Below are 26,382 nucleotides of genomic sequence, written 5' to 3'. Positions count from 1 at the left end.
TCCTCGGAAAGTTAATGGACCGTTGCCTGGTCGGCATCCCGGCGCGGCCTGAAATAAGCCAGCGGAATACTCAATGGCGGAGCACGAAAGGTAGTTTTCGCGGTCAATCAAGCTGCATATGTGCTATCGAAAAGTTCGTCTCGCAACCTTACCTCAAAAGGTGTGTTCATGGTTCGCAGTCGAAACCGTTGGGGATATTTACGCTCGCCAATATATCTATCCGCATTCATTGTCCTCACGGTAACGTACTTTTCGCTGTTTCATTTTTTGGCACGAACCAGCGATGACGTGAACTCGTTGTTGGCAGCCCGAGACATAGTGCTCGGCAATCCTCTGCTTCGCGGTTGGGAATTCCCCCCCGACCCATTCTATTTCACGGATTTGCTTCCAGAGGGTGTGTTGACTCTCTTCCTGGGGTTAACCCCTCGAATCCTGTTTATTTTTCCAGCGATGGTCTGGGCAGCTGTTGTCTGCTACTGCATCTGGATGACCGGTCAGATCACCCCGGATAGCCGATGGCAACAGGCAGCGGTGTTCGTGTGCCTGGGACTTCCAATCGTCATCGACGACCACTCGATGCGTGTTCTCGGCACCGCACCCACGCACATCACGACGATCCTTCTCGGGGCAGGTCTGTTCTGGTTCGCGTATCGTCAATGGTGCGCGCCACAGCTTTCGAAGGCAATTTTTTTTTGGCTGGCGTTGCTCGCGTTCATGGGGAGCTTCAGCGACCCCTTTATCGTATCCGCCGCGATCGGACCCGCAATCGTGGTTTGCGGATTGCACTGGCTCGCTGCAGTCAAGCGCGACAAATGTGTCTGGGTCGCCGCTTCACTGGCGCTCGGCCTCGTCATTGGAAGGTTGGCCATTGTGGTGGTGGCAAAGGTCCACGGCTTCGCGATTTCGCCTCAACCTGCGGCCTTCGCGGATTTCGAACGGCTTTCGGGTAACTTCGCGCTAGTGACTCGCGGCTTGCTGATGATCTTTGGCGCGGACTTCACAGGCAGACCGCTAGCTCCCAGCGGCGGCATGAGCTTCAGAGAAGCTCTGGCCGCGACGCCGGTTACGATGTTCGCTCGCGTCGTATTTCTGGTCGCCGCGATCGCTGGTAGCCTGCTGATGGTCAGACGCATGTTCTCGGGCAGGCTCGAGCAGCTCAGAAACACAGACTTTCTATTGATGTGCTTCGCGTGGTCTAGCGTCATCGCCATGCTCGCCGCGCTTCTCAGCGACCAGATGCAGAACCTGACGTCGTATCGCTATCTTTTGCCGACGTTGGTGTATGGATCGATCGTAGGTGCAAAGCTGCTTGGCGGCAGCACTTTGGGACGATTGCTAATCGTTGCTGTCGGCATATTGTCGGCCGGATCGTTTTGGGGAACGCTCCATGTAGCGCGTGAAAACCCGACTTACTTTGGCCCTGCAATCCAGGGTCTTGCAGCGTGGCTTCAAGAGAATCGCTTGACTGACGGGTATGGGCCATATTGGTCTGCCTCGTCGACCACGCTCGCGTCAGGCAACTCCGTGCGTACGCGCGCCGTAATAAAAGGTGCGGATGGCTTGATCCGGCCATACTTGTGGCTATCGCGGCACGAGTGGTACGGATCTCCCACCGGGAAGCGATTCATCCTCGTCGACACGGTTAATCCGGACAACTACACCACAGCCGATGTTATCGCGCAGTTCGGCCAGCCCTCTGTGCTAAAGCGCGTGAACGGTTACGACATACTCATCTATGCCGACCCGGACTCGCGCCTTTCTCAGCTTGTGGCCAAGTGATGCCGGACGACGGATGGCGGAAAAAAATGTCGGCCGTTAACGGGAGCGCTGGCAAGGTGGTGGAATCGAGATTCGCCAGCAGCGATTTTCAGCGCGTCGCCCGATACCATGCTGCAGTTTGCAACAGTCCTTGTTCGACAGTGTGCGGCGGATACCAGCCGAGCGTCTTACCGATGTGCGAGCTATCGAGCCGTAACTCGCCGATCAGCCGGTCGACTTGCGCGGAACGCCCGCTAATCTTGCCCAGCATGCGCAGCACGCTTGGCGGCACAGGCACGAGACGGCACGGCGCGTGAAGTTGCGTCGCGAGCATGCGAGCCAGTTCGGCGACGCTCAAATCGTGCCGGTCCGTCACGTGAAACGTCTCCCCCGCCGCGCGCGGATCGGTCACGGATTGGACGATCGCATCGGCGAGATTATCGACGAACACGAGGCTGCGCCGCGCGGTAATCGCGCCAAGCGGCAGTGGAAGACCTCGGGATATTGCATCCATCAGCTGCAGGAAATTCGCCCGCACGCCCGGCCCATAAACCAGCGGCGGGCGCACCACGACCACTTCCAGTCCGCTTTCACGCGACAAGGCGAAAAGCGCCCGTTCAGCTTCGAGCTTGGATACACCATAAGGATCGCATGGGGCCGGCTCGTCGCTCTCGCGCAGCGGACGGCCCTCATCGCGTTCGCCAATCGCCTTGATACTGCTAACGAATACGAACCGGCGCGCACCGGCGCGGAGCGCTGCCTTGGCAACACGCAGCGTCCCTGCAACATTGGTCTCGCGGTAGGCGGCCAGTGGATCGGTACTGGTGTCGCGCATCATGTGCACTCGCGCTGCCAGATGCACCACCGTATCGGGAACGAGCGCCGCAGGCCAGCGACTGCCGACCTCCAGGAAGTCACTCGTTTCGAGAACCCACTCGCGCACTCCGTCGCAAGTAGTGCCCGGCTGGCGCACGACGCCTGTGACGGCGTCTCCGCGCTGCAGGAGAGCACGCGAAACGGCATGACCGACGAAACCGTTCGCGCCAGTGATGAGTACGGTGTGAGTCATGGTGGAATGCGCAAAATAAGGTGGTCCGGCACGAACCTCTGCACGCCGTAAGGTATGCGCGGGCTATGATCCGCGCATCGGCCTCGTTTCGGCCGGCAGAACAGTTCCGGGTTCGGTGCGGATGCACCCGATCGAACAGCAACCCATACGCGGTCTCTCCCGATCCGGTTCACATTCGCTCAGCGGTCGCTACCTGGTCGTACAGCCGTCGGTACGCGCGGCCTAGGGCGGGCGCTGAACACAACCGCTCATAACGGGCCCGCGCCGCCAGTCCCATCTGTCCAGCCAATGTTTCGTCGGCGAGCAACTGGCAAGCAGCCGCGGCGAACTCACGCGGAGATTCGGGCGGAACGACGAAACCAGTCACATTGTGCTCGTTCACAAACGACGTGCCCGAACCGACCTCACAGCAAACCATGGGTTTGCCGAACATCGATGCTTCGACCAGCACCATCCCGAACGCTTCCGAGCGGAGGTGCGAAGGCAGGAGCATCGCACGGCACCCCTTCAGCAATGCGATTTTCTCTTCTTCGCTGACCTGGCCGGCAAAGATGACATTGGAAGCACCGACATCCGCCGCGAGTTTCTTCAGGTTTTGCATCTCTGGCCCCGATCCCGCGATTACCAGGGTTGCCGGAATCAAGGGCGCGGCTTCGATCAGCGTGTGTAAACCCTTGTAGTAGCGCAGTACACCAAGCGAAAGAAAATACGGTTTATCGCCGAGTGCCATGCGGGCGAGCGTTTGCGGTCCGCATCGCTGGGCGAAATCGCTGTTCGCGTAGTCGCCGATCCCTAGCGGTATGACTTGCAGCCGCTGCGGCGCGACCAGCGAAGCCAGTACGGTGCTCGATTTCGCGTAAGCCGGCGAGGTCGCGACGACGGCCGACATCGAAGACAACGTGCGCGCCATCAACGGCCCGTATATGGAGCCGAGGAAGCGCTGACGGACGACATCGGAGTGATACGTCATGACGGCGGGTTTGCCGCTGCCGCCCATCATGCGCAACACATCGCCGAACGGCCAGGGGAAATGGAAATGCAGAACGTCGGCCCACTCCGCGAGCCTACGATATTGCCGGAACGCATCGAGACCGCCAAGATCGCAAGACGCGGGCGCCGCCCATGATTTGGATCGAATCACCTGCCCTTCTGCAACCGTCAGTTCGCGCGGCACAGGCTGAGGTGAAAGCGTAAATATCTTCGATTCGACGCCGCACGCCTTCGTCGCCAGGCTGATTTGCCGGATCGCCTCCTGAAGGCCGCCAGGGGGATCGGGAAAATAAGTGCGGTATATATGCAGCGCCTTCATACGGCTTCCTTCGCGCGGCAGACACGCATGGTTACGGAGCGCTCCGCGCTGGGCGTCCGATTCCGTCGTCGCGTGATCTGGTGGATTTCGTCGCCCAGCCGGTAAAAGAGCGGGCTCGTGGATTCGCGAGAACGTGGCCGAGCCCGTGCAGCGTTCCCCACCGCACGGTCACGACCGGACATCCTGTCGCGCAAGACTGCCGACATGCGGCTACGCGCGTTGCTGCAATTGCGCCGCGGCCAGACGAGCAAAGCGTTGTGCGCTCAGCGCCCACGTGTCGAATGTGAGACGACGCGGGTCCGGCACCTTGCCTTGCGCGTGCAATTCGAGCCAGCGGTGAATGGCCTGCTCGAGATCCGCCGCCTGCGTGCCGGTGAAATAGAAAGCCGCGTCGCCCGCGACTTCGCGAAAAACCTCGATGTCACGCGCGATCATGGGAAGACCGTGCTTGGCAGCTTCGATCAGCGGCAAACCGTACCCCTCACCTTCCGACGGCGATAGCAGGCAGGATGAAACGGCATAGACCCGTTCGAGATATTCGTCGCTGATGCCTTCCAGCCAGAAAAGGCGCTTGCCGAGTTCCGGCGCGTTGCGGATCGCCTCGACCGTCGCGGGAATGGTGCGCCGGTCGCTGGCAGGCAACGACTTCCACCCCTCGTAACCGACGATCACGAGATTGACGTCCACCCCCGCCTTCCACAGCTGCTCGAAAGCCTGAACCGCCTGCAAGTGCCCTTTGCGCGGTTCGATCGTGCCGACCATCAGAAACGTTGGACGCAGCTTCATCTGCTCCAGGGTCGCCTCCGCGTCGTCGGGCAGACCCGAGCTCGGGAACGATGCGTTGACATCAGCACCGTGATGCGACACCAGCAGGACCGGCTTGCGCGCCTGCGACGCATGGTGATCGGCCAGCCATTGAGCGACGTCTTTGCGCACATGTTCGGAGATGCAGAAAAGCATGTCGGAGTTAGCGCAGATCGTCGCAGCCCACGTCTTATGCGTGTCATGCGCCCACGGCGGGAAAAACTCGGGACGGGTAACTGGCAACAGGTCGTGTACAACGAACCCGATCTGGGCTCCCGCTGAGCGCCAATAGTTATACAGACCGTTCCCAGCCGCGGCAGCGACACCGTCCGAGTACAGGTCGAGCGCGATCAACGCATCGCCTCGTGCGGGGATGACGAGCTCGTCGATCGGATCGACAAGCTCGTAACCGGGCTGCTTCGACAGGTACGTCTGCGCCTTCCGCACGCGCCAGCGGCCGTTTTCCTGATTCAGATACACGGGAACGATGTTGTAGCCGTTCGGCGGGGTGACGAGCAACTCGCGCAGCAGCGAGCGGGCCACGCGCTCGATGCCGGTCTTCAGATCGTTGCGGGCGGTCGCCGAAATATCCAGGTAGATGCTCGGCTTGACGGGCGACGCAAGCAGATTGGTGGCGACCTGCACGCTATGGCGGTCCAGCGCCGCGGAAGGCGGGAACTGACGCCAGAACCGGGTCGCGGTCTGCTTCGTCTGCTGAAGCGCCCGCGTCTCGTATACATGCTCGATCACCGCCGCATAGCCAGCAGTGGTCTTGTGCGGCTCATGATTGTCGTAGATGTACTCTTTCGCTCGTGCGCCGAGCCGCTCGCGCAGCGACGCGTCGCGCCACAGGCGTTCTAGCGCGGCGACGAGATCGCCGGTCTTGAACTCGTCGTCGAGCTTGATCAGCGTGTCATCGGGATACTCGGCCATTGGACCGTTCGCGTTCACGATCAGCGAAACACCATGCACGAGACAGTCGAGCACGGTGCGGGACGTTTCTCCACGCGAACACGTGCGCAACTGTACCGCCACGTCGACAACCGACAGATAGTCGACGAACGACTCGTGGTCGACGAACCCCGTGATGCTGATGCGCGATGCACCTTCACTGCGGCTGATCGTCTCGTCGATGCTGAGGCCGTAGTCCGACTCTTCGCGGCCACCGACGAAAATCAGTTTGCAATGCTTGTCCTTGACGAGCGCCGAACGATCCCACGCTTCGAGCAACGTGTGATTCAGCTTCGTGAAGTCCATGAAGCCGAACGCGCAGACGACGAAATCGTCACTGGCAAGGCCGAGCTTGCGTCGTGCCTCGTCTCGCCGCGTGGTGTCGACAGCCGCTCGATGCTGACGGACGACGCGCATCTTGCCCATGAACGCTTTGCCATAGAAACTGCCGGCGAGTTCACGACTATAGTTCGAGTGAACGATCACCCCGAGCGCGTTCGACATCACGTCCACGCTGCAGGGCCACTGACGCTTCGCGGCCTGGCCGCCTTCGCGCGCATACTGCTCGAGCGCGCCGTAGCCATGCGAACGGACCAGCGCGTGCTTCATCGCGTCCGGCTCGCGACCGGTCATATCCATCCAGAGCACCAGCGAACTCAGATAGAAGTCGTGCGCCACGACAACGCCGGGATAGCGACGCATCAGATCGAACATGTGTTCGTGGAATGGCGAATTGCCCATCTGATACACGACACGATCGAACAGGTCCGCGTTTTGTTCGAACCACGCGATAGGCTTGACGTCGAAGATCTCGCCCGCTGGGCCGGGCAAAACTTCATCTCCCTGCTGATCCGAAATCACAGTGATTTCATACGTCTCGCCGAGCGTCGGCAATAATTCCGACACGTAATCGGCAATGCCCGTGCGTTCGGGCGGCAGCGGCGACACCATCGCAAGGCGTGGCCGACCCACCGGCGTCGCGGCACCGGGCTGCCCGGCACCGCGCCGCGCATCGTGTGCACGACGTTCGAGTTGCGCGGCCACGCCCGACTCGATCGCGCGCAAGGCGCGCTGCGCCGTCTTGTCCCACGAAAATTCCTGTGCCTGCTGAAGCGCGCTTGCGCGCAGAGACTGGCGGAACGAGTCGTCAGTAAGCGCTTTGGTCATCAACTCGCGAAGCTGCGAAAGCGACGCCGGATCGAACATCGCGTCTTCGCGCCCGATGACCTCGGGTACGCTCGTCGCATTCGAGCCGAGTACCACCGCACCGCACGCCATCGCCTCGAGCGGCGGCAGCCCGAAGCCTTCATGAAACGACGGAAAGACGAACAGTTCGCATGCCCGATACAGCGAAAGCAGGTCCTGGTCCGTTACATGCCCCAGTACGCGCAGCTGATCCGGTTCGAGCCCGACTTCCGCGGCGAGAGTCTCGATCTGTCTGATCCGCTCTTCGTCGGCGCCCCCGACGAGGACGACCTGACGCCCGTTGCGCAGCTCGGCCGGCATCGATGCGAAGGCCCGGACGAGTTGCGCAAAATTCTTGCGCGGTTCGAGATTACCGGCGCTCATGACGAACCGTTCGGCAAGACCGAACTTGTCGCGTAGCGCAGCAAGTTCGCCTGGCGCAAACCCTCCCGGTGTGAACATACTGTCGCAAGCTGTCGACATGTTCACAATTCGGCCTTCCATCTCCGGCAGTGCGCCAAGGCACTCCAACCGCGCGTAATCCGAGATCGACAGAAGCAGATCTGCGCGTCTTAGCGATTCGATCTTGAGATCGTAGTAATTCTTGTAGTGCGCGGGCCAGTGAGGATCCGGATTCAAATAGGGAATCAGATCGTACAAGGTCACGGCCGTGAATGGACCATCCCCGAGCAAGCCCACGGTAGTTACCGCGTCGTCGACGAAACCTTCGAACAGACTGGTGAGGAACACCGCGTCCGGATTGATCGACTGGATCAGACGCTCGCGGGCCAACTCCGCCAGACGCGCGCGGGCCTCGTTAGCCGTATCGAATGCGGCAACAGGACCTTCAGCATCGAAAACGATGATGTCTTCGGCAGGCACATCGGCCTGCAGCTGCTGGCGCAGCTCGTCGAGTCCTTCGGTGTATAGACCATTAAGCAGCAACTTGATCGAATGGTCTCCGCGGTTGCGTAGCACACCCTTGACGAGCGCGAGCGAATAGCGACCGATACCACGAAAACGGCTGGCCGATTGACAACCTTGAAGGTCTAGTACGATTTTCACAGTTATTTCTTCGCGAGCAGGATGGATTATCCGAGCAGTGACCGGTAGCAACGCACGATTTCAGGCATGACGAGCGGCCAAAGCAAACGATGGCGCGCAGCCCATATCGAGCGATCCGGCGACGATGCGATGGCCGCAGCAATCCCCGCACGCAACGAGTCTCTTGACTTCGGATCGACCCAGGTGACGGAGTCACCGAAATATTCTGTCGTGGAGCCGACTTGCGTCAGCAGCACTTTGGCGCCCAGCGCAGCGGCCTCAATCGCAGCGATGCTCGGCGTCTCGAGCAGGCTCGGCATGGCGAAGAACTCGCAACCGGCCATCGCCGAGCGCAACATCTCCGACGCGTACGGAAGCGTTCCAACGATTTTCAACTGATCGCCACCCGCCTCGATACAGGCACGTGCGTATTGCTTGTCGCGCGCGGCCCCGGCGATGACGAACTGCAGGTCAGGCCGCTCTTCGCGCAACACCCGAATAAACTCGAGCTGGTTTTTGCGCGGCTCGAGATTCGCAACATTCAGTACAAACGGGCCATCGATATCGTGAGCTTCGCGAAACACGTTGGTGTCGGCGGGCACGAGAAAATCCGCCTCGGCGGCGTTGTACACGCAATGAAATTTTTCGCGCGCGATGCCGAAAACATCGCTCAACGCGTCGCCTTCCATGTGCGAATTGACGATCACCCGATCAGCCAATTCCAGGATATTCCATATCGCCGCATAGGGATAGTCGTCTTTCGTCTCGCGCGTGATCCACAGGTTCGGATTCACGACGAGCTTGAGCCCGCGCTTCTTCGCGAAATCGCACATTTCGACAACGCCGGGCATGACCGAGAACGCGTGGAAGATCTGATAGTCATCCAACGAGGGGTTCCACATGTCGTACAGATCGGCCTGCACGCCGAACCGCGGCAGGTGATGCGCATACGCCGCCATCTGCCGCTCACCGCCGCCGGGGACGTCCATCGCCCAAGGGTAGTTGTAGAAAAGCGCTTTCATTCATTGTCCCGAGTCAACGCGTCACGAGACGCAACAATTGTTATTTGCAGAATCACGACTGGTTCCACACCGTATGCATCAACCAGTCACGCCCCGTCACACCCGATGCCTCATCCGAAACAAGAAACGCCACCAGGTTGGCCACTTCGGCTGGCGTATTGAACCGCTTCAACTCGAGCGGCGCACAGGTTTCTTCATAAAACTGCTGCGCGCTGATACCTCGTTCGGAAGCCATCCGTTCGATATCCTTGAATGACATCTCCGTGCCCACCCAACCCGGACACACAGCATTCACGGTAATGCCTTCGGCGCCCAGCTCTTTCGCCCAGCATTTCGTCATGCCGATCAGGCCGAACTTCGACGCGCAATAGGCCGAATAGCCGGCCCGGCCTTCCTGCCCCAGTTGCGATGCAATGTTGACGATACGTCCCGGACGCGCCAGCCGAGCGATCAGGCCCTTCGTCAGCAGATATGGGCCGATGAGGTTGGTGCCCAATACTTCGTCCAACGGATCGTCGCCACTGTCCAGCAGGCCGAAGGTCTTGCAAATCCCGGCGTTATTGACAATGGCCCACAGTTCATCCCGCCAGCTGCTCGCGAATCGACTGACCGCCTGGGCGTCGGCAAGATCCAGCGCATGAACGCGCGCCTGCATATCGGTCACGAACGGCTCGCCGCGAAGTGCGTCTGCCGATGCTTCGCTGCTCGTCAACAGGTCCAGAGCATACCCCTTGCCTGCCAGCGTTTGCGCGATCGACAGCCCGATGCCGCGACTCGCACCTGTCACGAGAATGCGTTTCGTCATGTTCCGATACTCCAGAAAAATTCGTCGCCGCGCATCTTTCCGACTGCGCGCATCAACTGCATCGCCGACTCGGGCCACGACAGCACTTCCATGTTGTCCGGAAAGAGTATCTCGCCGTTCGCGCGCTGGCTGATCCACTGCTGAAGCAGCGCGTGCAACTCAGTGTGCGACGAACCGGTGAAATAGGTCGCCGCATCTGCGCAAATTTCGCGGAACACCGGAATGCTGCGGGCGATCAACGGAAGCCGGTAGTGCGCGGCCTCGACGAGCGGCAAGCCGAAGCCTTCGGCGCACGACAGCGCAAGCAGCGCCGACGACGCCATGTACACTTCTCTCAGATACTCGTCGCTAATGCCGTCGAGCCAGAACAACTGCCTGCCCAGGCGCGGATGGGTCTTGAGCCGCTCGATCAGCCGCTCGATCTTCCAGCCCGCCCGCCCGACGAAGACCAGATTGACGTCTTTGCCTTCGGCCCACAGTGCCTCGATCGCATCGAGCGCCAGTTCATGCCCTTTGCGCGGTTCGAGCGTGCCCACCATCAGGAAAGTCGTAGCGGACTTGAGGCGCGCCAGTACTTCGCCAGCTTCTGCTGGCAGTCCAGTCGAGGGAATGCTTTCCGCGATGTCTGAACCGAGATGGAAGTAACCTAGCTGAGGCGGCTCGGGGCGCCTCAACGGATGTTGCCTGATCCATGCCTGCACGTCGGTTTGCACCGACTCCGAGATACAGATCAGTCCATCGCCTTCCTCGCTGACGCAATCGAACCAGTAGTTGAAAAGCTGCAGGTAGTCATTGCCTTCGAACCAGGCATTCGTCCCTTCGAACCATTCTGGGTACATCAGAGGTATCAGGTCGTAGACGACGAAGTAAATGCCGACTCCGTGCGAGCGAAAACGAACCAGTTCCTCGCGCAACGACGGCGTGATGTTGTACGCGAGGTCGACGCTCAGAAAGATGTCGCCCGCAGCGGGCTCGATCGCAATTTCGTCGGGCGATTCCGGTTGCCCTGTCAATTGGTGCTCAGCCAGAGAAGTCGCCGTCACGAACCGGCCGCTCGAGCCGTCGCCACGTACGGCCACTACTTTCCAGTCTTTCGGAGGTCGCTGCCTCAACGCTTGAAGCAATGCCCGCGTGACCCGCTGGATGCCCGTGCCCTTGTCGAAGCCGGCAAGTTCGGTCACGTCAAAATATAGTCGATGGCGCATGAACCGTTCGTATCAATAGTGTGCTTGACGTTGTCCCCAAAGGAATCCATCGTCTATCTGGGTTGTCGCCCCCATCTACGCAAAGTCCGGCATCGCGTGTGACTCGATGCCGGACTCGCGCACAACCCGTCGACCGCAGTTAGCTGACGCGCCGTGCGTCGCGCTGGCCCTGCTGGCGATTCTTTTCGATGGCTTCGAAGATCACGGATTGCTCAATGTAGTGACCGAAGTTGCCATTGTTGGTCGGCGCCATGACGCCGGCCGTCCGGACGAGACCCATATAAGCCTTGCCGCTCAAAAAGTGCTTGTCATAGCGGATTTTTTCCCACAGATCCGACAGCGAGAAAGCTTCCGGTACCGTGGTGGGCAAGCCCATACGGCGGAACACGTCGTAATGTAGCTCGACCGTTTCCTCGTCGGACAAGCCGAGCAGCAATGCCACTTCCGCCGATACGCACATGCCGATCGATATCGCCTCTCCGTGGTACACGTCGCCCTCGGACAGGTGTTCGACGGCATGGCCGATCGCGTGCCCGTATTGCTTGAGCGTTTCATCGTAATCCGAATCGAGATCGCCGCTCATCACCTCGAGCTTCAGTTCAATCGACTTCTTTACAACTTCGGTCAGGAAGTCCGGATCCACCAGATGCTCGCTGTTGGACATCAGGTACGACAGGAATTTGGTGTCCTGACAGATCGCATGCTTGATCGTTTCGGCAAGGCCGTCGCGAATCAGACGAACGTCGAGTGTTCGCAGCACGAGCGGATCGACCACGATCTTCGACGCCGGGTAATAACTGCCGATCAGGTTCTTGCCGTGATCGAAGTTGATCGCCTGCTTGAAGTCGATCGCCGCGTCCACCTGCGACAGCAGGCTCGTCGGAAAATGCACGAGGCCGATACCGCGATACAGCGTCGAGGCGAGAAAGCCCGCGAGATTGTTCACCACGCCGCCGCCCAGACTGAAGATCACGGAATGCTTGTCGAATCCGTAGTCGAGCGCCTTCTCGACCAGCTGAGAGTAGATCTTGAAGCTCTTTGAGGCTTCGCTTGCCGGCACGACCAACGTACGCACCGACCGCCCCGAGCGCTCGATTCCTTCGAGCACGCGGCGCAGGTACAGCTTTTCCACATTCTTGTCCGTCACCAGCAGGTGCTTGGACTCTTTCCGGATGTGGTTGAACACGCCCATTTCGTCGAGATGACGCAGGGAATCCTTCTGAACAATGACCTCGCTAACCAGCCTCTTGTCAGCGTGGAAATTGAAGTGGCGTACGTCTGTCTGGTCGCTCATATGAATCTGATGCACGGCAGCCCGTGCCGAATGAATTGAAGACGCGGTTAAGACCGCACGCGCAAGACCCGGACCAACGGCTCCAGACATTGCGGCATCAGGTACTGGTTGTGTACATTGCGCTGCAACTGGGGCGACACCGGCGTATTAAGCGCCGCTTCGACGCCCTTCTGGATCGATTCGGTCGACATCGGATCGACCTGATGAACCAGTTCGTTGCCGAAATGCTCTTGCGTCCACGGCCCGCTCGACAGCACCATCGGTACGCGTGCCAGCGCCGCCTCGAACGCGGAGAAGCCGGCGGGCTCGAGCGACACTTCGATGAACGCCTTGCAGCCGCGCACAGCCGAGCGAAGAATTTCCGACTTCGGCGCCAGGTACGGGAGGAACTTGAAGTGCGCCGGCGCGGCTTTCACACAAGCTTCGTAATATTCGCGGTCGCGGTAGTCTCCTACGAATACGAGCGGAATTCTGGAGTCGCGCAGAGCATGGATAGCCGCAAGCTGGTTCTTACGCTCTTCGATGATACCGACCGACAGCAGATAATCGTCGACCTTATAAGCCTGTTTGAAGAGATCGCCGCTGATCAGCTCTTCGAAGCAGGAATCAGCGCCCCAACGACAAAACGCGACTTTCGACTGGTCGACGGGAACGTGCGCGTTGACATTCTCAAACTCTGATTTCGACTTGAAAACGATCATGTCGGCCAGAGCGAAGAACGCCGCGGCGGAATTCTTCTCCCCTTGCGACGGCTCCTTCGACCACCACAGGCTCGGCATCAGCACAAGCTTCTTGCCCTCCGCCTTGACTTCGCGAACGAATTCCATGCCGGTTGGGATAACGGAATAGTGCAGCACGACGTCGTATTTGTTCAGCGGTTGGGCCGTCGGGCCATACAGGTCCGCTCGCACACCAAGCTGCCGCAGGTTCACCATCAGGTCGACGAGTTCGAGCTCACCGCCGCCGCGATGCAAGAACGCAGCCGGATAAGTGGTAATAAGTACACGCGAATCGGTCATTCAACGCTCCATTTAATGTCGCCAGCCAACGGGTCGGTGCTCGACTCGACCGGCTCGGCCCATACCAGATCCAGCATTTTAGCGGTTCGGGCATCCCAGGTATTATCGCCCACGTATTGGCGCGCCTCCACGGGATCGAGCCTGCCGCGTTGCAACTGCCGCTCGATAGCGGCGATGAACGCTTCGGGCGAGCCGCCCACCTCCAGCCCCGCGAGGCGTTCCTTCGTAAAGTCGAGCGGCGTCGCGACGACCGGCAGCCCGGCCGCGAGGTACTCGAAGAACTTCATCGGAAACATCGACCGGGTGTAATTGTTCAGCAGCGTCGGCAGCAGGCCGACGTTCATGCCTCGCAAATACGAGGGCAGTTGCTGATAGCTCCGATACCCCAGGAAATGAACGTTCGGCAGCGCCCTGAGCCGCGCAACCATTTCGCTTCGCTGACCTTCCCGCTCTTCACCGATAAAAATCCACTGCCAGTCCGGTCGCCGTTTCGCCGCTTCGTGGATCAGCGGAAAGTCGACCTTAAAGTCCGACAGCACACCGTGATAAATCAGTCGGGGGGCGGGGATCGATGCGACATCGGGCGGCAGTTCGCTTCCTTCGAATGCTCGCCCGAAATGGCGCGCATCCACCACATTCGCGAAGTAATGAGTGTTGGCGTTGTAGCGCAGACAGTGATCGCGAAGCGCGACTGCCGTGGTGAAAACGGCCTTGCTCTGCGCCAACAATTGCTGCTGCGCGACATCGAAAGCCTCGACGTCGACGCCCGGGATGGCCGCCAGATCGTCCACACAGTGATAGACGAAGGCGCCATGCGGCAAGTCTTCGATCGCGCCCAGCATGAAAGGGTGATACGTCCAGACGAGCGGATCGGCAAACCGATGCTTCCGCGTGAACCGGGCAATGCTCCATTTCAGCAAGGCCTGATTGAACATCCGGAACATCGGCATGTGATGCCTGGCCGGAATCATCAGTGGCGATAGGACCCAGACGTTTTTCTCGCGCTGCGGTGGCGCAACGAAATTCGAACGCAAGCCGCTCCACAGCCGCCGCCAGATTCTTGCCCAATCCTTCCCGCTCGACACCTTCGGCGAGCGCAGCCCCGGACTTTCCACATACAGCACGCGCCAGCCATTCTGCGCGAGGATATGCGCGGTGTGCTGCTTGTTCGTCCAGTAGGGTTCGTCCCAATCGGCGGTCGAAAACAGAATGCAATCGGTCGTTCGCCGCCTGGCGTGCACGCCCTCACCCATTGAAGGCCTCGACTGCATGATCCAACAGGCTCGCCACCATACGTTCGGAGGCGCGACCATCTCCATACGGATTCGGCCGGTTGCGCAGCGCCCGGCGCCGCTCCGGATCGTCGAGCCAGTCGATCACCGCGGCTTCGATGCTTTCCGGACGCTGACCGGCAAGCGTCGAGAAGCCGGCATCGACGCCTTCCCTTCGCTCGGTATGACTGCGCATCACGACGACGGGTACGCCGAAGGTCGGCGCCTCTTCCTGGATGCCGCCCGAATCGCTGATCACCAGCGCACTGCGGCTCATCAGGTACAAGCTGGACGGGTAATCGACGGGCTCGATCAGTGCGAGATTGCGAATGTTGCCGAGTTCTTGCATGACCGGCTCACGCACGGCGGGATTCAGATGGACGGGGAAAACCCATTGGTATTGCCCGTATCGGCTGCACAACGTGCGTAGCACATGGCAAATCCCCAGCAGCGTGTCGCCGAAATTCTCTCGCCGGTGACACGTCACCAGGATCGTCTCGCGGCCTGCCTCGCCGCCCGCAGGCAGCACCAGACTCTGCGATGCGCGCTGCCACGAATCGCGCGCCATCATGATCGCATCGACGACGGTATTTCCGGTCACCATGATCTTCGAGTCGTCGATGCCTTCGCGCAGCAGATTTTGCCGCGCGAGTTGCGTAGGTGCGAAATGACGGCTGACGATGCGGCCAAGCAGACTTCGATTGGCTTCTTCGGGGAACGGGTTCTGCAGGTCACCGGTACGCAGGCCGGCTTCCACGTGGGCCACCCGAATGCCCCGGTGAAACGCCGCGAGGCCCGCGCAAAACGCCGTGGTCGTATCGCCTTGCACGACGACCCAGTCAGGCCGCACGCGGGAGAATACCTCGTCCATTTCCGTGAGCAGACGCGCCGAGAGGATGTTCAGCGAACTGCCAGGGCTCATCGTTTCCACACTGACATCGGGCACGATGCCGAAGAAATCCAGTGCCTGCGCGAGCATTTCGCGATGCTGGCCGGTCGCGCACACGATCGTATCGACCTGCTTGCGCAGTGCCGCGACGACGGGCGCCAGCTTGATGACTTCGGGGCGCGTCCCCATGACGACCATGATTTTCATGTCAGGCGTGTCCCGTTCAAGGCTTGCACCGATTCGCCCTGCCATTCGAGCGTCATGCCATACGGCGCCGGCGCCGCCGCCGAAAGCTGCACGCGCCACGCTCCGTCATCGGCAATCACATTGGCCAGCGATTTCGCGCGCAGGAAATCCATTGCGTCGTCTTCGTGCATGAAGAGCGGCTTGCGAGCCCGCGCCTGCATATAAGCGATGAACTGCTGGTGCGCCTCGATTCGCGCATCCTCGTCTGGCCAGCCATATTGATACCGCTCGGAGAATGGATGATCGAGATAGCCGAATAGCGTGTGACTGTCGAAGGCCAGATCGAAAGCCTGTTTGAATACCGCGAGCGGGTCGCCCGAAGCCAGCATGCAGTCGCCATGCAGCATCGTTTGCTGGCTATGGCCGATGAACCCGGCGGGAAGGCCTGCAAGGCCACCACCACGGGCTATCAGGAACTCGGGGTCGTTGCGGATGATGCCGCCGATACAGCCGGCGTAGCCCGCATCCGATAGGGCCGCGAGCGCATAGGGCGGACTTTGGTGAAAGGGCGATACGGCATACCGCACCGGCTTGCGAATCACCTCTTCAATGAGCCGCATGGATTCGCTGCCTTCGACCAGTGCGGCCTCCAAAGAGCCGCCCCAGTTCGGCGCGTGCGTCGCTGTATGCGACAGGATTGCGGCGCGCGGATCGGCGGCCAGTTCGCGCAGGATTCTGTGATTAGCCTCGTTGCCGAGATTGCTCGTATGCACGGCCAGCGAGAACGGAACGCCGAGACGGCGGTACGCATTCCACAGCGGCCGTGCCGATTCGACGTCCTCGTCGCAATCGAGTCGTGAAGTGATTGCCGCGTCGTGGCCCCAAGGAATCTCTGTGAGCACAGGCTGGCATGCGGTTCGATCGCTCCGATGCGACGACACGAAGTTTTCGACCAGGCGCCATTCGAACGAATCGATGGGTCCAACTGGCCGGTTGAACCACAACACGCTGGCGGCATCGCGTTCCCACAGCGCGGCATAGGTAAAACCGCGCTCGTCGTCGATATCCACCGAAGCGAGACGGCAATCTTGCGGCGCGTCGATCGGTGCGCTGGTCGCCCAAATCGAGCCGTCCGCGCGAATGGCCCCGAAGCCGAGGTTGTTCCACTCGTCGGTAAAGTCAAAGCGCTCGAACGGCCGGAGCCACGCGCGCCCGCCAAGTTGCGACGCGCGTTTCGTATATCGCACGACGGCGCGGCTTTGCGCGGTCTCGCGACTGGGAGCCGAAGGACTGCGCGCTGCCTGCTGGAAGCCGTCCGGCCAGGGGCGTTCCTGGCAGCCCAGCTCGCTTGCCAGCGAAAGAGGCAGCCGCCCGAATACGATGAGCTTGTTGCGCGGTTTGCCCAACCATTGCACCAGCGCATCGCCCCATGCATCGGGAACGTCGACGGCCGTAACGATCGTCGCTCCAAGATCGCGCAACATGCCCGGCGAAATGGCGCGAGCACCAGTCGAGCTGACCGAGCGGCGCAGTGCGGCCAGCACATACTCGCCGGCTTCCTTCGAGGCGCAGGAGTGGAGTACGCCGATCATGCGGTCACCACATGGCGGAATTTGGCCCGGCGTCCGACGCGAAGGAGTTCGCCGTGACCGACATACGAAATCGCGAAGGCGTCCTTCCAGTAACCCTTCAGCTTGCGCGTCGTATCCTCCTCGTTCGCCCACGGTTCGAGCACGATGCGCAGTGTCGGCGGAGAAGTGCGCAGGTCGATCTGGAACTCCTGGATGCCGCCGACGCGATGGTCGAGCATGTCCTGAATATGGTGCGTCGGATGTGCGACGCCGTTGATCGGAACCACATCGTGAATTCGCCCGACGACGTCGGTCAGGAACAGACCGGTGCTGCGTTCTTCGACGGTCGCGAGGTCGCCCGTGGCATAGCGGATCAGCGGCATCAGGCGGTTTCGGAAACCGGTGAAAACCAGTTCATTCCTGCCGTCCGCGCCGTCGCCCGCATCGCTGGGGACCGGACGGTTTTCCGGCCACCCCTCGGATTCGAGGATCTGGAAACCGTTCTGGTGTCCATCGAGCTCGTAGGCCATCACGCCCAGCTCTGCCAGACCGTAGCGATTGATCACGCGGCAGCGCAGCGCTCTTTCGATCACTTCGCGCTGATGCGCCTCGAGCAGCTCCCCGCTGGATTCGAATATTTCGAAGGCTTTGCCGGTTTGGTATTTGCGCTCGATATAGCATGCGAGCGCGTACATCGTCGACGGGTGGCCATGCGCGAGATAAGGCCTGCGTCGCTTGAGCGTGCGCCACATCTCCTCGAGTCCTTCGTCATCGATCCGATCGAAAAAGATGTTGCTGCGGTTCATCGCGAAGCATTTGAAATCCTCGCGCGATGGCCATTGGGGCACGACCTCGTCGGGAAACCGGCAGGCGAAATGCAATTCGGATCGGTAACCGCGCTTGCCTGCGCGGCGTCGCGCGTAGAACGTGACGGCCGACGAATAGTCGGCGGCTTCCTGGTCGTAAAAGATCGTGCAGGACAATCCCGTCGAACCGCCGGTCTTGCAGGCGTGATGGCGCGTACCTTCAAGCGGGCGAGAGAACAGGCGTGCGCCCTGCTCGCGAATGACGTCCTTGGTCAGATACGGGAGTTCTTCCAGATAGCGCGGGTCCTTCCCTGCCTTGATGGGATCGAACTGCTTTTCGCGAAACAGATCGCGATAGTAAGGAACGTGCTCGCCAGCGAATTGCAGGATCGATGTGAGGCGCTCAAGCGCGATGCGGCGCCGCGCTTCGAATGGCAGCTGGTAGTGCCGACGGAGTTCGGCGATCTTCGGCCGCACGCTGCGCTTTTCCCGGCTTTCGGCAATCGGATAGGCGACGTATGCGCCTGCAACGCCCTTCAACAGGCGGAACGGTTGATGCAAAAACAACGATTCGCCATAGCGAACCAGAGGGTGATCTGCGCGCATGGATGCATGCCTTAGCTTTGCCCCGGTTTAGCAGGAGCCGAAATAGAATAAGCTTCGAGCCACGCGGCCCGGACGGGCCGCGGCCTTTCGCTTGACACAGGTCAAACGGACGAAGCCGGAAGGCTCAGAGCTTCCGCTTCCACCGGACGAACCACCGGTTCGTCCGCTGTCACTTTCCCATGCTCGAGGCTGATCTTGCGGGTGCAGACCCGCTCGATCAAACCCGGATCGTGCGTTGCGACGACCACGATGGATGCATTACCGACAAGCGTCTCGAGACGTTGCGCAGCCTTGACGCTGAAATCGGCGTCACCGACGCTCAGCCATTCGTCCATGATCAGAATGTCTGCTTCGATGCTGGTCGAAATAGCAAACGCAAGCCGCAGCATCATCCCGCTGGAATACGTTCGAACCGGCAGATTCAGGTATTCGCCGAGATCGCTGAACTCGGCAATTTCATCGATTTTGGCTCGGATCCTGGCCGGCTTCAAACCGTCGATCACGCCTCGCAGATAGATGTTTTCGAAGCCGGTGGCATCTGGATCGAGGCCCATCGACACATCGAGCAGCGAAGCAATCTTGCCACGCACCGTCAGCTTGCCACGCACCGGCTCATAGACGCCGGAGAGCGTTCGCAACAACGTCGTCTTGCCGGAGCCGTTGTGCCCGACGAGTCCGACGCGCTCACCGTCCTGGAAGGTGAAATTGAGGTCGTCGAGAGCCCGTACGATCGCGTGATGGCCGGCATCCTGCCCGATGCGACCGCCCGTCGTCAGATTCAGCACAGCCTTTTTCAGAGAACGATGAGAATTCTCGTAAATCGGGAACTCGACGTAAATTCCCTCGGCAACAATAGATGAACTCACGATATCAAAGCCAATAGGGAACGCGATTGCGAGCGCGACGCATCAGGAACTGCGAAAAAGCAAAGCCGACGATCAGCAAGCCGATCGACCAGACCCACGACTCCCAATGGATCGGGCGGCCGGTGATCGGCGCACGCACCGTTTCGATCAGGTGATACAGCGGATTGTATTCGGCAACCCATGCACGGTCTTTCAGGATTTCCGGCGACCACATGACAGGGGTAAAAAAGAAAACCACCTGAATGAGATTGGTCACGATCGGCGGAATATCGCGGAAACGCGCACACAGCACACCCAATGTGACACCAACCCAGATGCCATGCAGCAGCAGCATGAACAACCCGATAGGCACCAGCAGGAACTCGAAAGTTGGCCAACGACCGAAGACAATCAGCAGAACCACCACGACGGGCAGGCTGTGCAGCAGAATCACGAAATTGCGCCACACGATTCTGCACACATGAATGGTCAGTGGTATGCGTATCTGCTTGATCAGATAGGATGCGCCAATGAACGCATTGCAGCCCTCGTTCGCGACTGAAGACAGATAGCCCCAGATGACCAGCCCCACGGCCAGATAAGGCAGATAGTCCTCGACGTTCTGGTGCAGCAGCGTCGAGTACAACGCGCCCAACACCAGAACCATGATGGCCGTGCTGAGCGTGAACCAGAACGGGCCGATGACCGAGCGGCGGTAGCGCTGACGAATGTCGTGCCAGCCGAGCGTTCCCCACACGCGCACGGACCTGATTCCGACCGCCAGGTCATCGCTTCCGCTATGAGCTGCAAGGTCGGACTTGCCGCGATCGATTGCTGCTATGTCCATCTCAGGCCCTTCCGTACACGTCCTCGAAGCGGACAATGTCGTCCTCGCCGAGGTATTCGCCACTCTGCACCTCGATCATCACGAGACCGATCACGCCAGGGTTCTCGAGGCGATGCTTGTGGCCGGCAGGAATATACGTCGACTCGTTGGTCGAAACGAATAGCGTGTTCTCGCCGTTGGTCACCTTCGCCATGCCGCTGACGACGATCCAGTGCTCGCTACGATGATGATGCATCTGCAGGCTGAGACTGGCGCCCGGCTTGACCTCGATGCGCTTGATCTTGAACCGCGACGCGTCTTCGAGGACCGTATAAGTACCCCATGGCCGATGTACCGTGCGATGCAACTTGTGCGCCTCATGGCCGCGGGCCTTGAGTTTCGAATAGATGTGACGAACGTCCTGCGCACGGTCCCGGTCCGCCACGAGCAGCGCATCCGGCGTATCGATCACGATCAAGTTTTGTACACCCACCGCACCGATGACCCTTTCGCGGCTCATCAAATAACAGTTCTCGACGTCGTGCAGCATCGCATCGCCTTCTACCCGATTGCCGTTGCCATCGGGCTTGCACAGATCGCTGAGCGCGGTCCATGAACCGATGTCGCTCCAGCCGATAGAACACGGTACGACCGCCGCCTTATCACAACTCTCCATGACTGCGTAGTCGATGGAATCATCCGGTACGGCGCTGAAGGTTTTCGGTTCGAGTTGAACCTGCGTCCAGCCGTTGCCCTCGGAAATGCGGGAGACCTTCATGCAAGCGTCGACCGCCTCGACGATTTGCGGACAGTGTCGACGCATCTCGCTCAGCATGGCGGCAGCGGTGAAACAGAACATTCCCGAGTTCCACAAGAAACGCTCGCAGGCCACATATTCGCGCGCCGTTTCAAGCGGCGGCTTTTCAATAAAACGCACGACCGCGTTGCCGTCCGCCTCGATGTATCCGTAACCCGTCTCGGGCCGGTCAGGCTGGATACCAAACGTTACAATTTTACCTTCCTGCGCGAGCGCCGTTGCGCGCTCGACGGCAGCCGCAAAAGCGGCCTGGTCGGAGATGAGGTGGTCGGCGGCCAGCACGAGCATGACCGCGTCCGGGCCTTTCTTCCCGGCGATATGGAGAGCGGCTGCCGCAATCGCAGCGGCGGTGTTGCGGCCGAAAGGCTCGCAGATGAACGACGCGGCCACATTGTCGGTATTCACCTCGCGGAACTCGTCCTCGGCTTTGAAAAAGAGTTCGCGGTTCGCGACCGTCAGAACCTCATTCACATGCGGCAGAGCGACAGCCCTCAAGAAAGCCTTCTGCAGCAGACTTTGTCCATCCGAAAGACGAATGAAAGGCTTGGGGTGCAGCTCACGGGAGACCGGCCACAGTCGGGATCCCGCACCTCCGCATAGGATGATAGGTGTCAAACTCACAAATTCCTCTCTGTCAACTTTGGAAGCGGCGCTTCGCAGTCTTGATATTGGTGCGGCCAAGGGTTTGACGGGTGCGCGTTGCGCAAACCAGGTTCATACATTCGGCCGCTTTAACCTCGAACGAATTGATCATTCTATCGTACGGCGTAGGGCGCTGAACACAGCGAAGGGATTGTAGGGCCGCATTGACACTGGCGGAGCGTGGCAATGCTACAAATTGCAAGCGGCAGAAACCCGAGCAGCGGTAAATAACGGGCCGAGTCGTGCCGCCGCGCCCGGTTTCGACGAACGTCGCCACGCTCAACAGTGAATGATGCGTTCCGTTGTCGGCCCGCATACCTAGGCCCATGAACTGGAGGCGTGACATGGTGGCATCCACATCCCGCAATTGAACGGTGTTTCGAATTTGTTGCGAATGACGGTTCGGCATCTGCAGCGATGCCCCCGGTGCGCTGGAATCCAGATTGCCTACCATCCGGCGTGACGGCCGCAATGGTATGAGTCCGCACTGTTTAGCGCCAGCCACCCGCCAACGGGGCAGACGCTGCTGGCTTTCCCCAGCGCGGGCGCTCGCCAGGCAGCGCTGGCGCTTACAATCGCGGGTCTTCGCCGCCAACCATCCATTTGATGGTTTCGGAAAAGTCGAATGGCTGCACGCCGGGCACGAGACGACGCAATTTCTCGGTCGAACCCACCAGGACTCTGACCTCGTTGGCCCGAACGAACGCCGGATTGACACGCACCTCGAGCTGGTGTCCGGAGACCTCGCTCACTGCCTCGAGCACTTGCTGAAGCGTATAAGGCTTGCCGCTGCACACATTCACTACCTCGGATTCGACATTCGACTCCAGCAGTCCGCGATAGACCTTCGCGACCGTGCGCACATCGGAAAAGTCGCGCGCCACATCCAGATTGCCTAATTCGATGACAGGCAGTCGCTTGACGAAGTGCGAAACGATCTTTGGGATCAGGAAACGCTCAGCCTGGCCACGCCCGGTGTAGTTGAACGGACGCACGATCACGATCGGCAACCGGTCAAACCACGTCTTGACCAGATGCTCCATCGCAAGCTTGCTGGCCGCGTAATGATTAATGGGCGCCGGGATCACACCTTCGTCGATCACGCCGCCGGAATTGCCATAGACGTTCGCGCTGCTGACAATCAGAATCTTGTCCGGCCGGTGGCCGACGTCGGCGCAGGCCTGAAGCAGATTGAGCGTACCAAGCACGTTGACCCGGTACATGTCGAGTGTCACTTCGTGCGCGACGAAGCTGATTGCAGCCAGATGCGCGATGCAATCAGGGCGGACCGCCTCGATCACGCGACGGCAATCGTCGAGCGACGTGATGTCGAGCTGCAGCTCGCTTCCTTGCCGAAGATCGCCGACACAGGTACCCGTCACCTCATACCCGGCGCTCAGCAGTTCCTCGCGAAGATAAGCGCCCGTAAAGCCATGGGCACCTGTGATCAAGACGCGGCGCATAGGCATATCAGAACGAGAAACCAATCTGGTTGCGGCGCCGATCCGACTCGACCATCAGTGTGCACAACTCTTCGAGCGTAGTGCGTGGCGTCCAGCCAAGTTTTTCCTTCGCCTTGGTGGCGTCGCCGATCAACAGATCGACTTCCGCCGGACGATAGAACTCCGGATTCACACGCACCAGTACCTTGCCGTTGGATACGTCGAGCCCTTCTTCTTTCTCCGCCTTGCCACGCCACTCGATGTCCGTGCCGATAGCACGGAAGGCCATCGATACGAAATCGCGCACGGTCTCAGTGCGGTTGGTCGCAAGAACGAAGGTGTCCGGCTCGTCGGCTTGCAGCATGCGGTACATGCCTTCGACGTATTCCTTCGCGAAACCCCAGTCGCGCTTCGCGTCGATATTGCCGAGTTCCAGCACGTCGAGCTTGCCGAGCGAAATCTTGGCGACCGAGTCCGTAATCTTCCGTGTGACGAATTCACGGCCGCGCAGCGGCGATTCGTGATTGAACAGAATGCCGCTCGAGCCAAAAATATCGTAAGACTCGCGATAATTGACCGTGATCCAGTGTGCGTAAAGTTTCGCTACGCCGTACGGACTGCGCGGATGGAACGGGGTGTCTTCCTTTTGGGGGATCGCCTGCACCTTGCCGAACATTTCGGAGGTGGACGCCTGATAGAAGCGAATCGAGCGATCGACGATGCGGATCGCCTCGAGCACGTTCAGCGCCCCGACACCGGTGATCTCAGCCGTAGTGGCCGGCTGCTGGAACGACACGCCGACGAAGCTCTGCGCCGCCAAGTTATACACCTCGCGCGGCTTGGCCATTTCGAGCAGGCGAATCGTTGCGCCGAGATCGGTCAGGTCGTGCTCGACCAGATGAAGCTTCGGATGCTGCAATACACCCACTTCATCGAGACGCCAAAAGTTGACCGAGCTGGTACGCCGATACGTGCCATAGACGTCGTAGCCACGTTCGAGGAGCAATTGCGTCAGATACGCACCATCTTGCCCGGTAATGCCAGTCACCACAGCGCTCGTCAAGTCCTTCTCCTTCAGTAAGCCGCTCACGCAAGTCCCCGCGTTGAGCATGGGTAATAATGAACGCCGATTATAGCCGACGGGGCAACCCTGCCGGGGCGCCGAGATAGTCGCGGACGGCGCACGTGCCAGCTGCCGACCGATTCCGCTGGGTATCGATGGACGGCTCCGGGACCGAATCCGCCGGCACGCTGACACGCGACGAGCATGCGATTCGCCCCGGCACCGAGTCCGTCACTCAGCCCGCGAACGCGCACCACGCTGGCAGAAGCTCGATCTTCCTGGCGGTAAGCGCGCGCTCGCAAGACTGGGTGATGACGAGCCCGTGCGCGTCCAGCGTGTCCTGGATGTGATCCCGGCGGGAATAGCGCAGGTTCTCGCGCACATTCGGCGCTGGAGAAATGCTTACGCGCCGCCCTGCCAGCTCGGCAGTGAGCGGCGCAAATACATCCTTGTTCGTTTCGATGTCCGGGACGTCGATAAAGATCGGCCCTCTGAAGCCGCTAGCCAACACGTACGCTGCCACCGTCCTGGCCACTGCAACCCCGGCCGGCAGCGTCGGCGGGGGCGCGCCACGCCTGAGGACCAATACCGACCTGATATCTTCGAATTGCACGACAGTGAGCAGAGCGACGACGAGCGCGAACACGGTGATGCCGGACCGCCACGATCCGCTCGATCGGGCGCGCACATGCCGGTAGAGGTTCGAGAATACGACGAGCAAAACCGGATAGACCACGAACCATCCATAGCGCCCCGAGGCGCGGAAGGGCGACACCAGCCCCATTAACGCGCGTGGAAGCTCGATTCCGAACACCAGCGAGGAGCCCAGATAGACCTGATTCGAAAGACTCAGTATCGTCAGCGCCAGCCATAGCGACCAGACGGGTGCGTCGACGCCTGCAACGATCCGGCGCCCGAGCATGAACCCCGCCATCAGGACGAACAGCAAGAGGCCGAGACCGAGATATTGATAACCCTCGTACTGTCCGGCAGTGCCGATCGGCAGCGTCGATACATACCTCGACGTATCTTCTCCGTCTGCGCCTAGCGGATTGATGAACGCGTTCAGGTTCATCGAGTAGAAGCCGAAGCCGCTGCTGTCATCACGGAAATGCTGGAAATAGCCGGCCGCGAACATTGCCGACAGCATGAGCGCGAGAATGATGCAAGCCTGACGCGCAACGAAGCGCAGCGTTGCCGTATCGGCGCGGTAGCTGCATGCACGCCACTGTGTCAGCACCGCCATCAGCACGAGAGGCGGCGTGAAATAGAAGTGCGTGAATACCGAAAAGACGATTAGCGCGAGAAAAACGCGCAACCGGTCGCTAGACGTCATCGACGCGGACAGAAGCGTGCCCCAACCGATGATGATCAGAAAATGCGGCAACAGGTTGAGATGGCCTACCCGGTAGTAAAACGTCGGCAGAAGCCCGATCAACAGCGCGCCCAGGAACGCGCACACCGATGAGACTGCGAGCTGCCTCAGCGCCCAATAAATGGACCAGAATTGCAGCAACGCGCACAGATAAACCCAGGCGCCGTAGGTCTGCGCCGCCGGGCCGAGGAACGGCGCGAGCAACTTCGTGACGATCGCCAATAGCAGGTTACCGTCCATGAACACGATGTTTGCGCCCACCGGAAAATCGCTCGTCTCGATATGTCCTAGCGGAAACTGCCACGACGAGCTACGGAACAGGTTGAGCGCGGCCAGATTCCTCCGGTAGTCGCCGAGGTACAACCATTCGAGATGCGAAGGATGCAATGCCGACAGACCCATCCAACCGTCAAAGATGAATACCGATACCGCCAACAGCAGCGCGTACGCGACGAGATCGAGCGATACGCGCGGCGCACGCTTGGGTGCGGGCGCATCGACGAGGCCATTCGGTCTTGAATCGACGGACATGGATCGAAGACGTCCAGTGACGATGATTCGGATGCGGGGCGCCGCCG

At 60.1% G+C, this 26,382-nt stretch carries 20 protein-coding genes; 1 reads left to right on the top strand and 19 read right to left on the bottom strand.

Annotation, left to right across the window (positions count from 1 at the left end; all coding sequences use genetic code 11):
* The first annotated feature begins 318 nt into the window (after positions 1–318).
* On the top strand, positions 319–1,779 hold the full coding sequence (locus AB3X89_RS26210; RefSeq protein ID WP_368585884.1) for a hypothetical protein: 1,461 nt from the start codon (positions 319–321) through the stop codon (positions 1,777–1,779).
* Positions 1,780–1,867: 88 nt separating this feature from the next.
* Here AB3X89_RS26210 and AB3X89_RS26205 read toward each other — a convergent pair whose 3' ends face one another.
* The 19 genes from AB3X89_RS26205 to AB3X89_RS26115 all read right to left on the bottom strand — a co-directional run bounded on the left by AB3X89_RS26205 (position 1,868) and on the right by AB3X89_RS26115 (position 26,335).
* Entirely contained in the window at positions 1,868–2,827 is a 960-nt protein-coding gene (locus tag AB3X89_RS26205; protein ID WP_368585883.1) for a UDP-glucose 4-epimerase family protein, read from the bottom strand.
* Positions 2,828–2,996: 169 nt separating this feature from the next.
* Positions 2,997–4,136, bottom strand: coding sequence for a glycosyltransferase (locus AB3X89_RS26200; RefSeq protein WP_368585882.1), 1,140 nt, complete (start codon positions 4,134–4,136; stop codon positions 2,997–2,999).
* A gap of 210 nt (positions 4,137–4,346) precedes the next feature.
* Complete coding sequence (locus AB3X89_RS26195) at positions 4,347–8,141, bottom strand: glycosyltransferase (RefSeq protein ID WP_368585881.1); 3,795 nt, start codon at positions 8,139–8,141, stop codon at positions 4,347–4,349.
* 26 nt (positions 8,142–8,167) lie between these two features.
* Positions 8,168–9,043, bottom strand: coding sequence for a glycosyltransferase (locus tag AB3X89_RS26190; protein WP_368585880.1), 876 nt, complete (start codon positions 9,041–9,043; stop codon positions 8,168–8,170).
* A 151-nt stretch (positions 9,044–9,194) separates the two neighbouring features.
* Complete coding sequence (locus tag AB3X89_RS26185; RefSeq protein ID WP_368585879.1) at positions 9,195–9,947, bottom strand: SDR family NAD(P)-dependent oxidoreductase; 753 nt, start codon at positions 9,945–9,947, stop codon at positions 9,195–9,197.
* Complete coding sequence (locus AB3X89_RS26180) at positions 9,944–11,152, bottom strand: glycosyltransferase family 4 protein (RefSeq protein ID WP_368585878.1); 1,209 nt, start codon at positions 11,150–11,152, stop codon at positions 9,944–9,946. The genes AB3X89_RS26185 and AB3X89_RS26180 overlap by 4 nt, the downstream gene beginning before the upstream one ends.
* A gap of 139 nt (positions 11,153–11,291) precedes the next feature.
* Positions 11,292–12,446: a 2-deoxy-scyllo-inosose synthase gene (locus AB3X89_RS26175; protein WP_368585877.1), complete on the bottom strand. Its 1,155-nt coding sequence runs from the start codon at positions 12,444–12,446 to the stop codon at positions 11,292–11,294.
* A 47-nt stretch (positions 12,447–12,493) separates the two neighbouring features.
* Positions 12,494–13,465, bottom strand: a complete 972-nt coding sequence (locus AB3X89_RS26170; protein ID WP_152850832.1) for a glycosyltransferase — start codon at positions 13,463–13,465, stop codon at positions 12,494–12,496.
* Positions 13,462–14,718 (bottom strand): glycosyltransferase, encoded by a 1,257-nt coding sequence (locus AB3X89_RS26165; RefSeq protein ID WP_368585876.1) that lies wholly within the window; start codon positions 14,716–14,718, stop codon positions 13,462–13,464. Before AB3X89_RS26165 ends, AB3X89_RS26170 begins: the two co-directional genes overlap by 4 nt.
* Complete coding sequence (gene wecB, locus AB3X89_RS26160; protein ID WP_368585875.1) at positions 14,711–15,832, bottom strand: non-hydrolyzing UDP-N-acetylglucosamine 2-epimerase; 1,122 nt, start codon at positions 15,830–15,832, stop codon at positions 14,711–14,713. Before wecB ends, AB3X89_RS26165 begins: the two co-directional genes overlap by 8 nt.
* Positions 15,829–17,403 (bottom strand): polysaccharide deacetylase, encoded by a 1,575-nt coding sequence (locus AB3X89_RS26155; RefSeq protein ID WP_368585874.1) that lies wholly within the window; start codon positions 17,401–17,403, stop codon positions 15,829–15,831. The genes wecB and AB3X89_RS26155 overlap by 4 nt, the downstream gene beginning before the upstream one ends.
* Positions 17,400–18,794, bottom strand: a complete 1,395-nt coding sequence (locus AB3X89_RS26150; protein WP_368585873.1) for a phenylacetate--CoA ligase family protein — start codon at positions 18,792–18,794, stop codon at positions 17,400–17,402. The genes AB3X89_RS26155 and AB3X89_RS26150 overlap by 4 nt, the downstream gene beginning before the upstream one ends.
* Positions 18,795–18,895: 101 nt before the next feature.
* Positions 18,896–19,663, bottom strand: coding sequence for an ABC transporter ATP-binding protein (locus AB3X89_RS26145; RefSeq protein WP_321576738.1), 768 nt, complete (start codon positions 19,661–19,663; stop codon positions 18,896–18,898).
* A gap of 1 nt (position 19,664) precedes the next feature.
* A complete protein-coding gene (locus tag AB3X89_RS26140; RefSeq protein WP_152850837.1) occupies positions 19,665–20,486 on the bottom strand; it encodes an ABC transporter permease in 822 nt (273 codons plus the stop codon).
* Between the two features lies 1 nt (position 20,487).
* Complete coding sequence (locus AB3X89_RS26135) at positions 20,488–21,903, bottom strand: mannose-1-phosphate guanylyltransferase/mannose-6-phosphate isomerase (protein WP_321576734.1); 1,416 nt, start codon at positions 21,901–21,903, stop codon at positions 20,488–20,490.
* Positions 21,904–21,916: 13 nt separating this feature from the next.
* A complete protein-coding gene (locus AB3X89_RS26130) occupies positions 21,917–22,378 on the bottom strand; it encodes a hypothetical protein (RefSeq protein ID WP_368585872.1) in 462 nt (153 codons plus the stop codon).
* Between the two features lie 115 nt (positions 22,379–22,493).
* Entirely contained in the window at positions 22,494–23,393 is a 900-nt protein-coding gene (locus tag AB3X89_RS26125) for a GDP-mannose 4,6-dehydratase (protein ID WP_368585871.1), read from the bottom strand.
* A gap of 1 nt (position 23,394) precedes the next feature.
* Entirely contained in the window at positions 23,395–24,477 is a 1,083-nt protein-coding gene (gene gmd / locus AB3X89_RS26120) for a GDP-mannose 4,6-dehydratase (protein ID WP_193727360.1), read from the bottom strand.
* Between the two features lie 187 nt (positions 24,478–24,664).
* Positions 24,665–26,335 carry a DUF6311 domain-containing protein gene (locus AB3X89_RS26115; RefSeq protein ID WP_368585870.1) on the bottom strand — a complete coding sequence of 557 codons (1,671 nt, stop codon included), beginning with the start codon at positions 26,333–26,335 and terminating at the stop codon, positions 24,665–24,667.
* Positions 26,336–26,382 lie beyond the last annotated feature (47 nt).

The sequence above is a fragment of the Paraburkholderia sp. BR14320 genome, from assembly GCF_040948665.1.
Taxonomy (GTDB): Bacteria; Pseudomonadota; Gammaproteobacteria; order Burkholderiales; family Burkholderiaceae; genus Paraburkholderia; species Paraburkholderia youngii.
The sequence above is the reverse complement of the archived record's forward strand: the minus strand, read 5'-3'. Positions and strand labels throughout refer to the sequence as shown.

Bases quoted from the DNA above. Each gene is read 5' to 3' on its own strand.
- gmd (WP_193727360.1), bottom strand. From the start codon at position 24,477: ATGCTCAACGCGGGGACTTGCGTGAGCGGCTTACTGAAGGAGAAGGAC.
- AB3X89_RS26125 (WP_368585871.1), bottom strand. From the start codon at position 23,393: ATGCCTATGCGCCGCGTCTTGATCACAGGTGCCCATGGCTTTACGGGC.
- AB3X89_RS26180 (WP_368585878.1), bottom strand. From the start codon at position 11,152: ATGCGCCATCGACTATATTTTGACGTGACCGAACTTGCCGGCTTCGAC.
- wecB (WP_368585875.1), bottom strand. From the start codon at position 15,832: ATGAAAATCATGGTCGTCATGGGGACGCGCCCCGAAGTCATCAAGCTG.
- AB3X89_RS26175 (WP_368585877.1), bottom strand. From the start codon at position 12,446: ATGAGCGACCAGACAGACGTACGCCACTTCAATTTCCACGCTGACAAG.
- AB3X89_RS26185 (WP_368585879.1), bottom strand. From the start codon at position 9,947: ATGACGAAACGCATTCTCGTGACAGGTGCGAGTCGCGGCATCGGGCTG.
- AB3X89_RS26115 (WP_368585870.1), bottom strand. From the start codon at position 26,335: ATGTCCGTCGATTCAAGACCGAATGGCCTCGTCGATGCGCCCGCACCC.
- AB3X89_RS26130 (WP_368585872.1), bottom strand. From the start codon at position 22,378: ATGGTAGGCAATCTGGATTCCAGCGCACCGGGGGCATCGCTGCAGATG.
- AB3X89_RS26170 (WP_152850832.1), bottom strand. From the start codon at position 13,465: ATGACCGATTCGCGTGTACTTATTACCACTTATCCGGCTGCGTTCTTG.
- AB3X89_RS26205 (WP_368585883.1), bottom strand. From the start codon at position 2,827: ATGACTCACACCGTACTCATCACTGGCGCGAACGGTTTCGTCGGTCAT.
- AB3X89_RS26200 (WP_368585882.1), bottom strand. From the start codon at position 4,136: ATGAAGGCGCTGCATATATACCGCACTTATTTTCCCGATCCCCCTGGC.
- AB3X89_RS26155 (WP_368585874.1), bottom strand. From the start codon at position 17,403: ATGATCGGCGTACTCCACTCCTGCGCCTCGAAGGAAGCCGGCGAGTAT.
- AB3X89_RS26150 (WP_368585873.1), bottom strand. From the start codon at position 18,794: ATGCGCGCAGATCACCCTCTGGTTCGCTATGGCGAATCGTTGTTTTTG.
- AB3X89_RS26140 (WP_152850837.1), bottom strand. From the start codon at position 20,486: ATGGACATAGCAGCAATCGATCGCGGCAAGTCCGACCTTGCAGCTCAT.
- AB3X89_RS26165 (WP_368585876.1), bottom strand. From the start codon at position 14,718: ATGGGTGAGGGCGTGCACGCCAGGCGGCGAACGACCGATTGCATTCTG.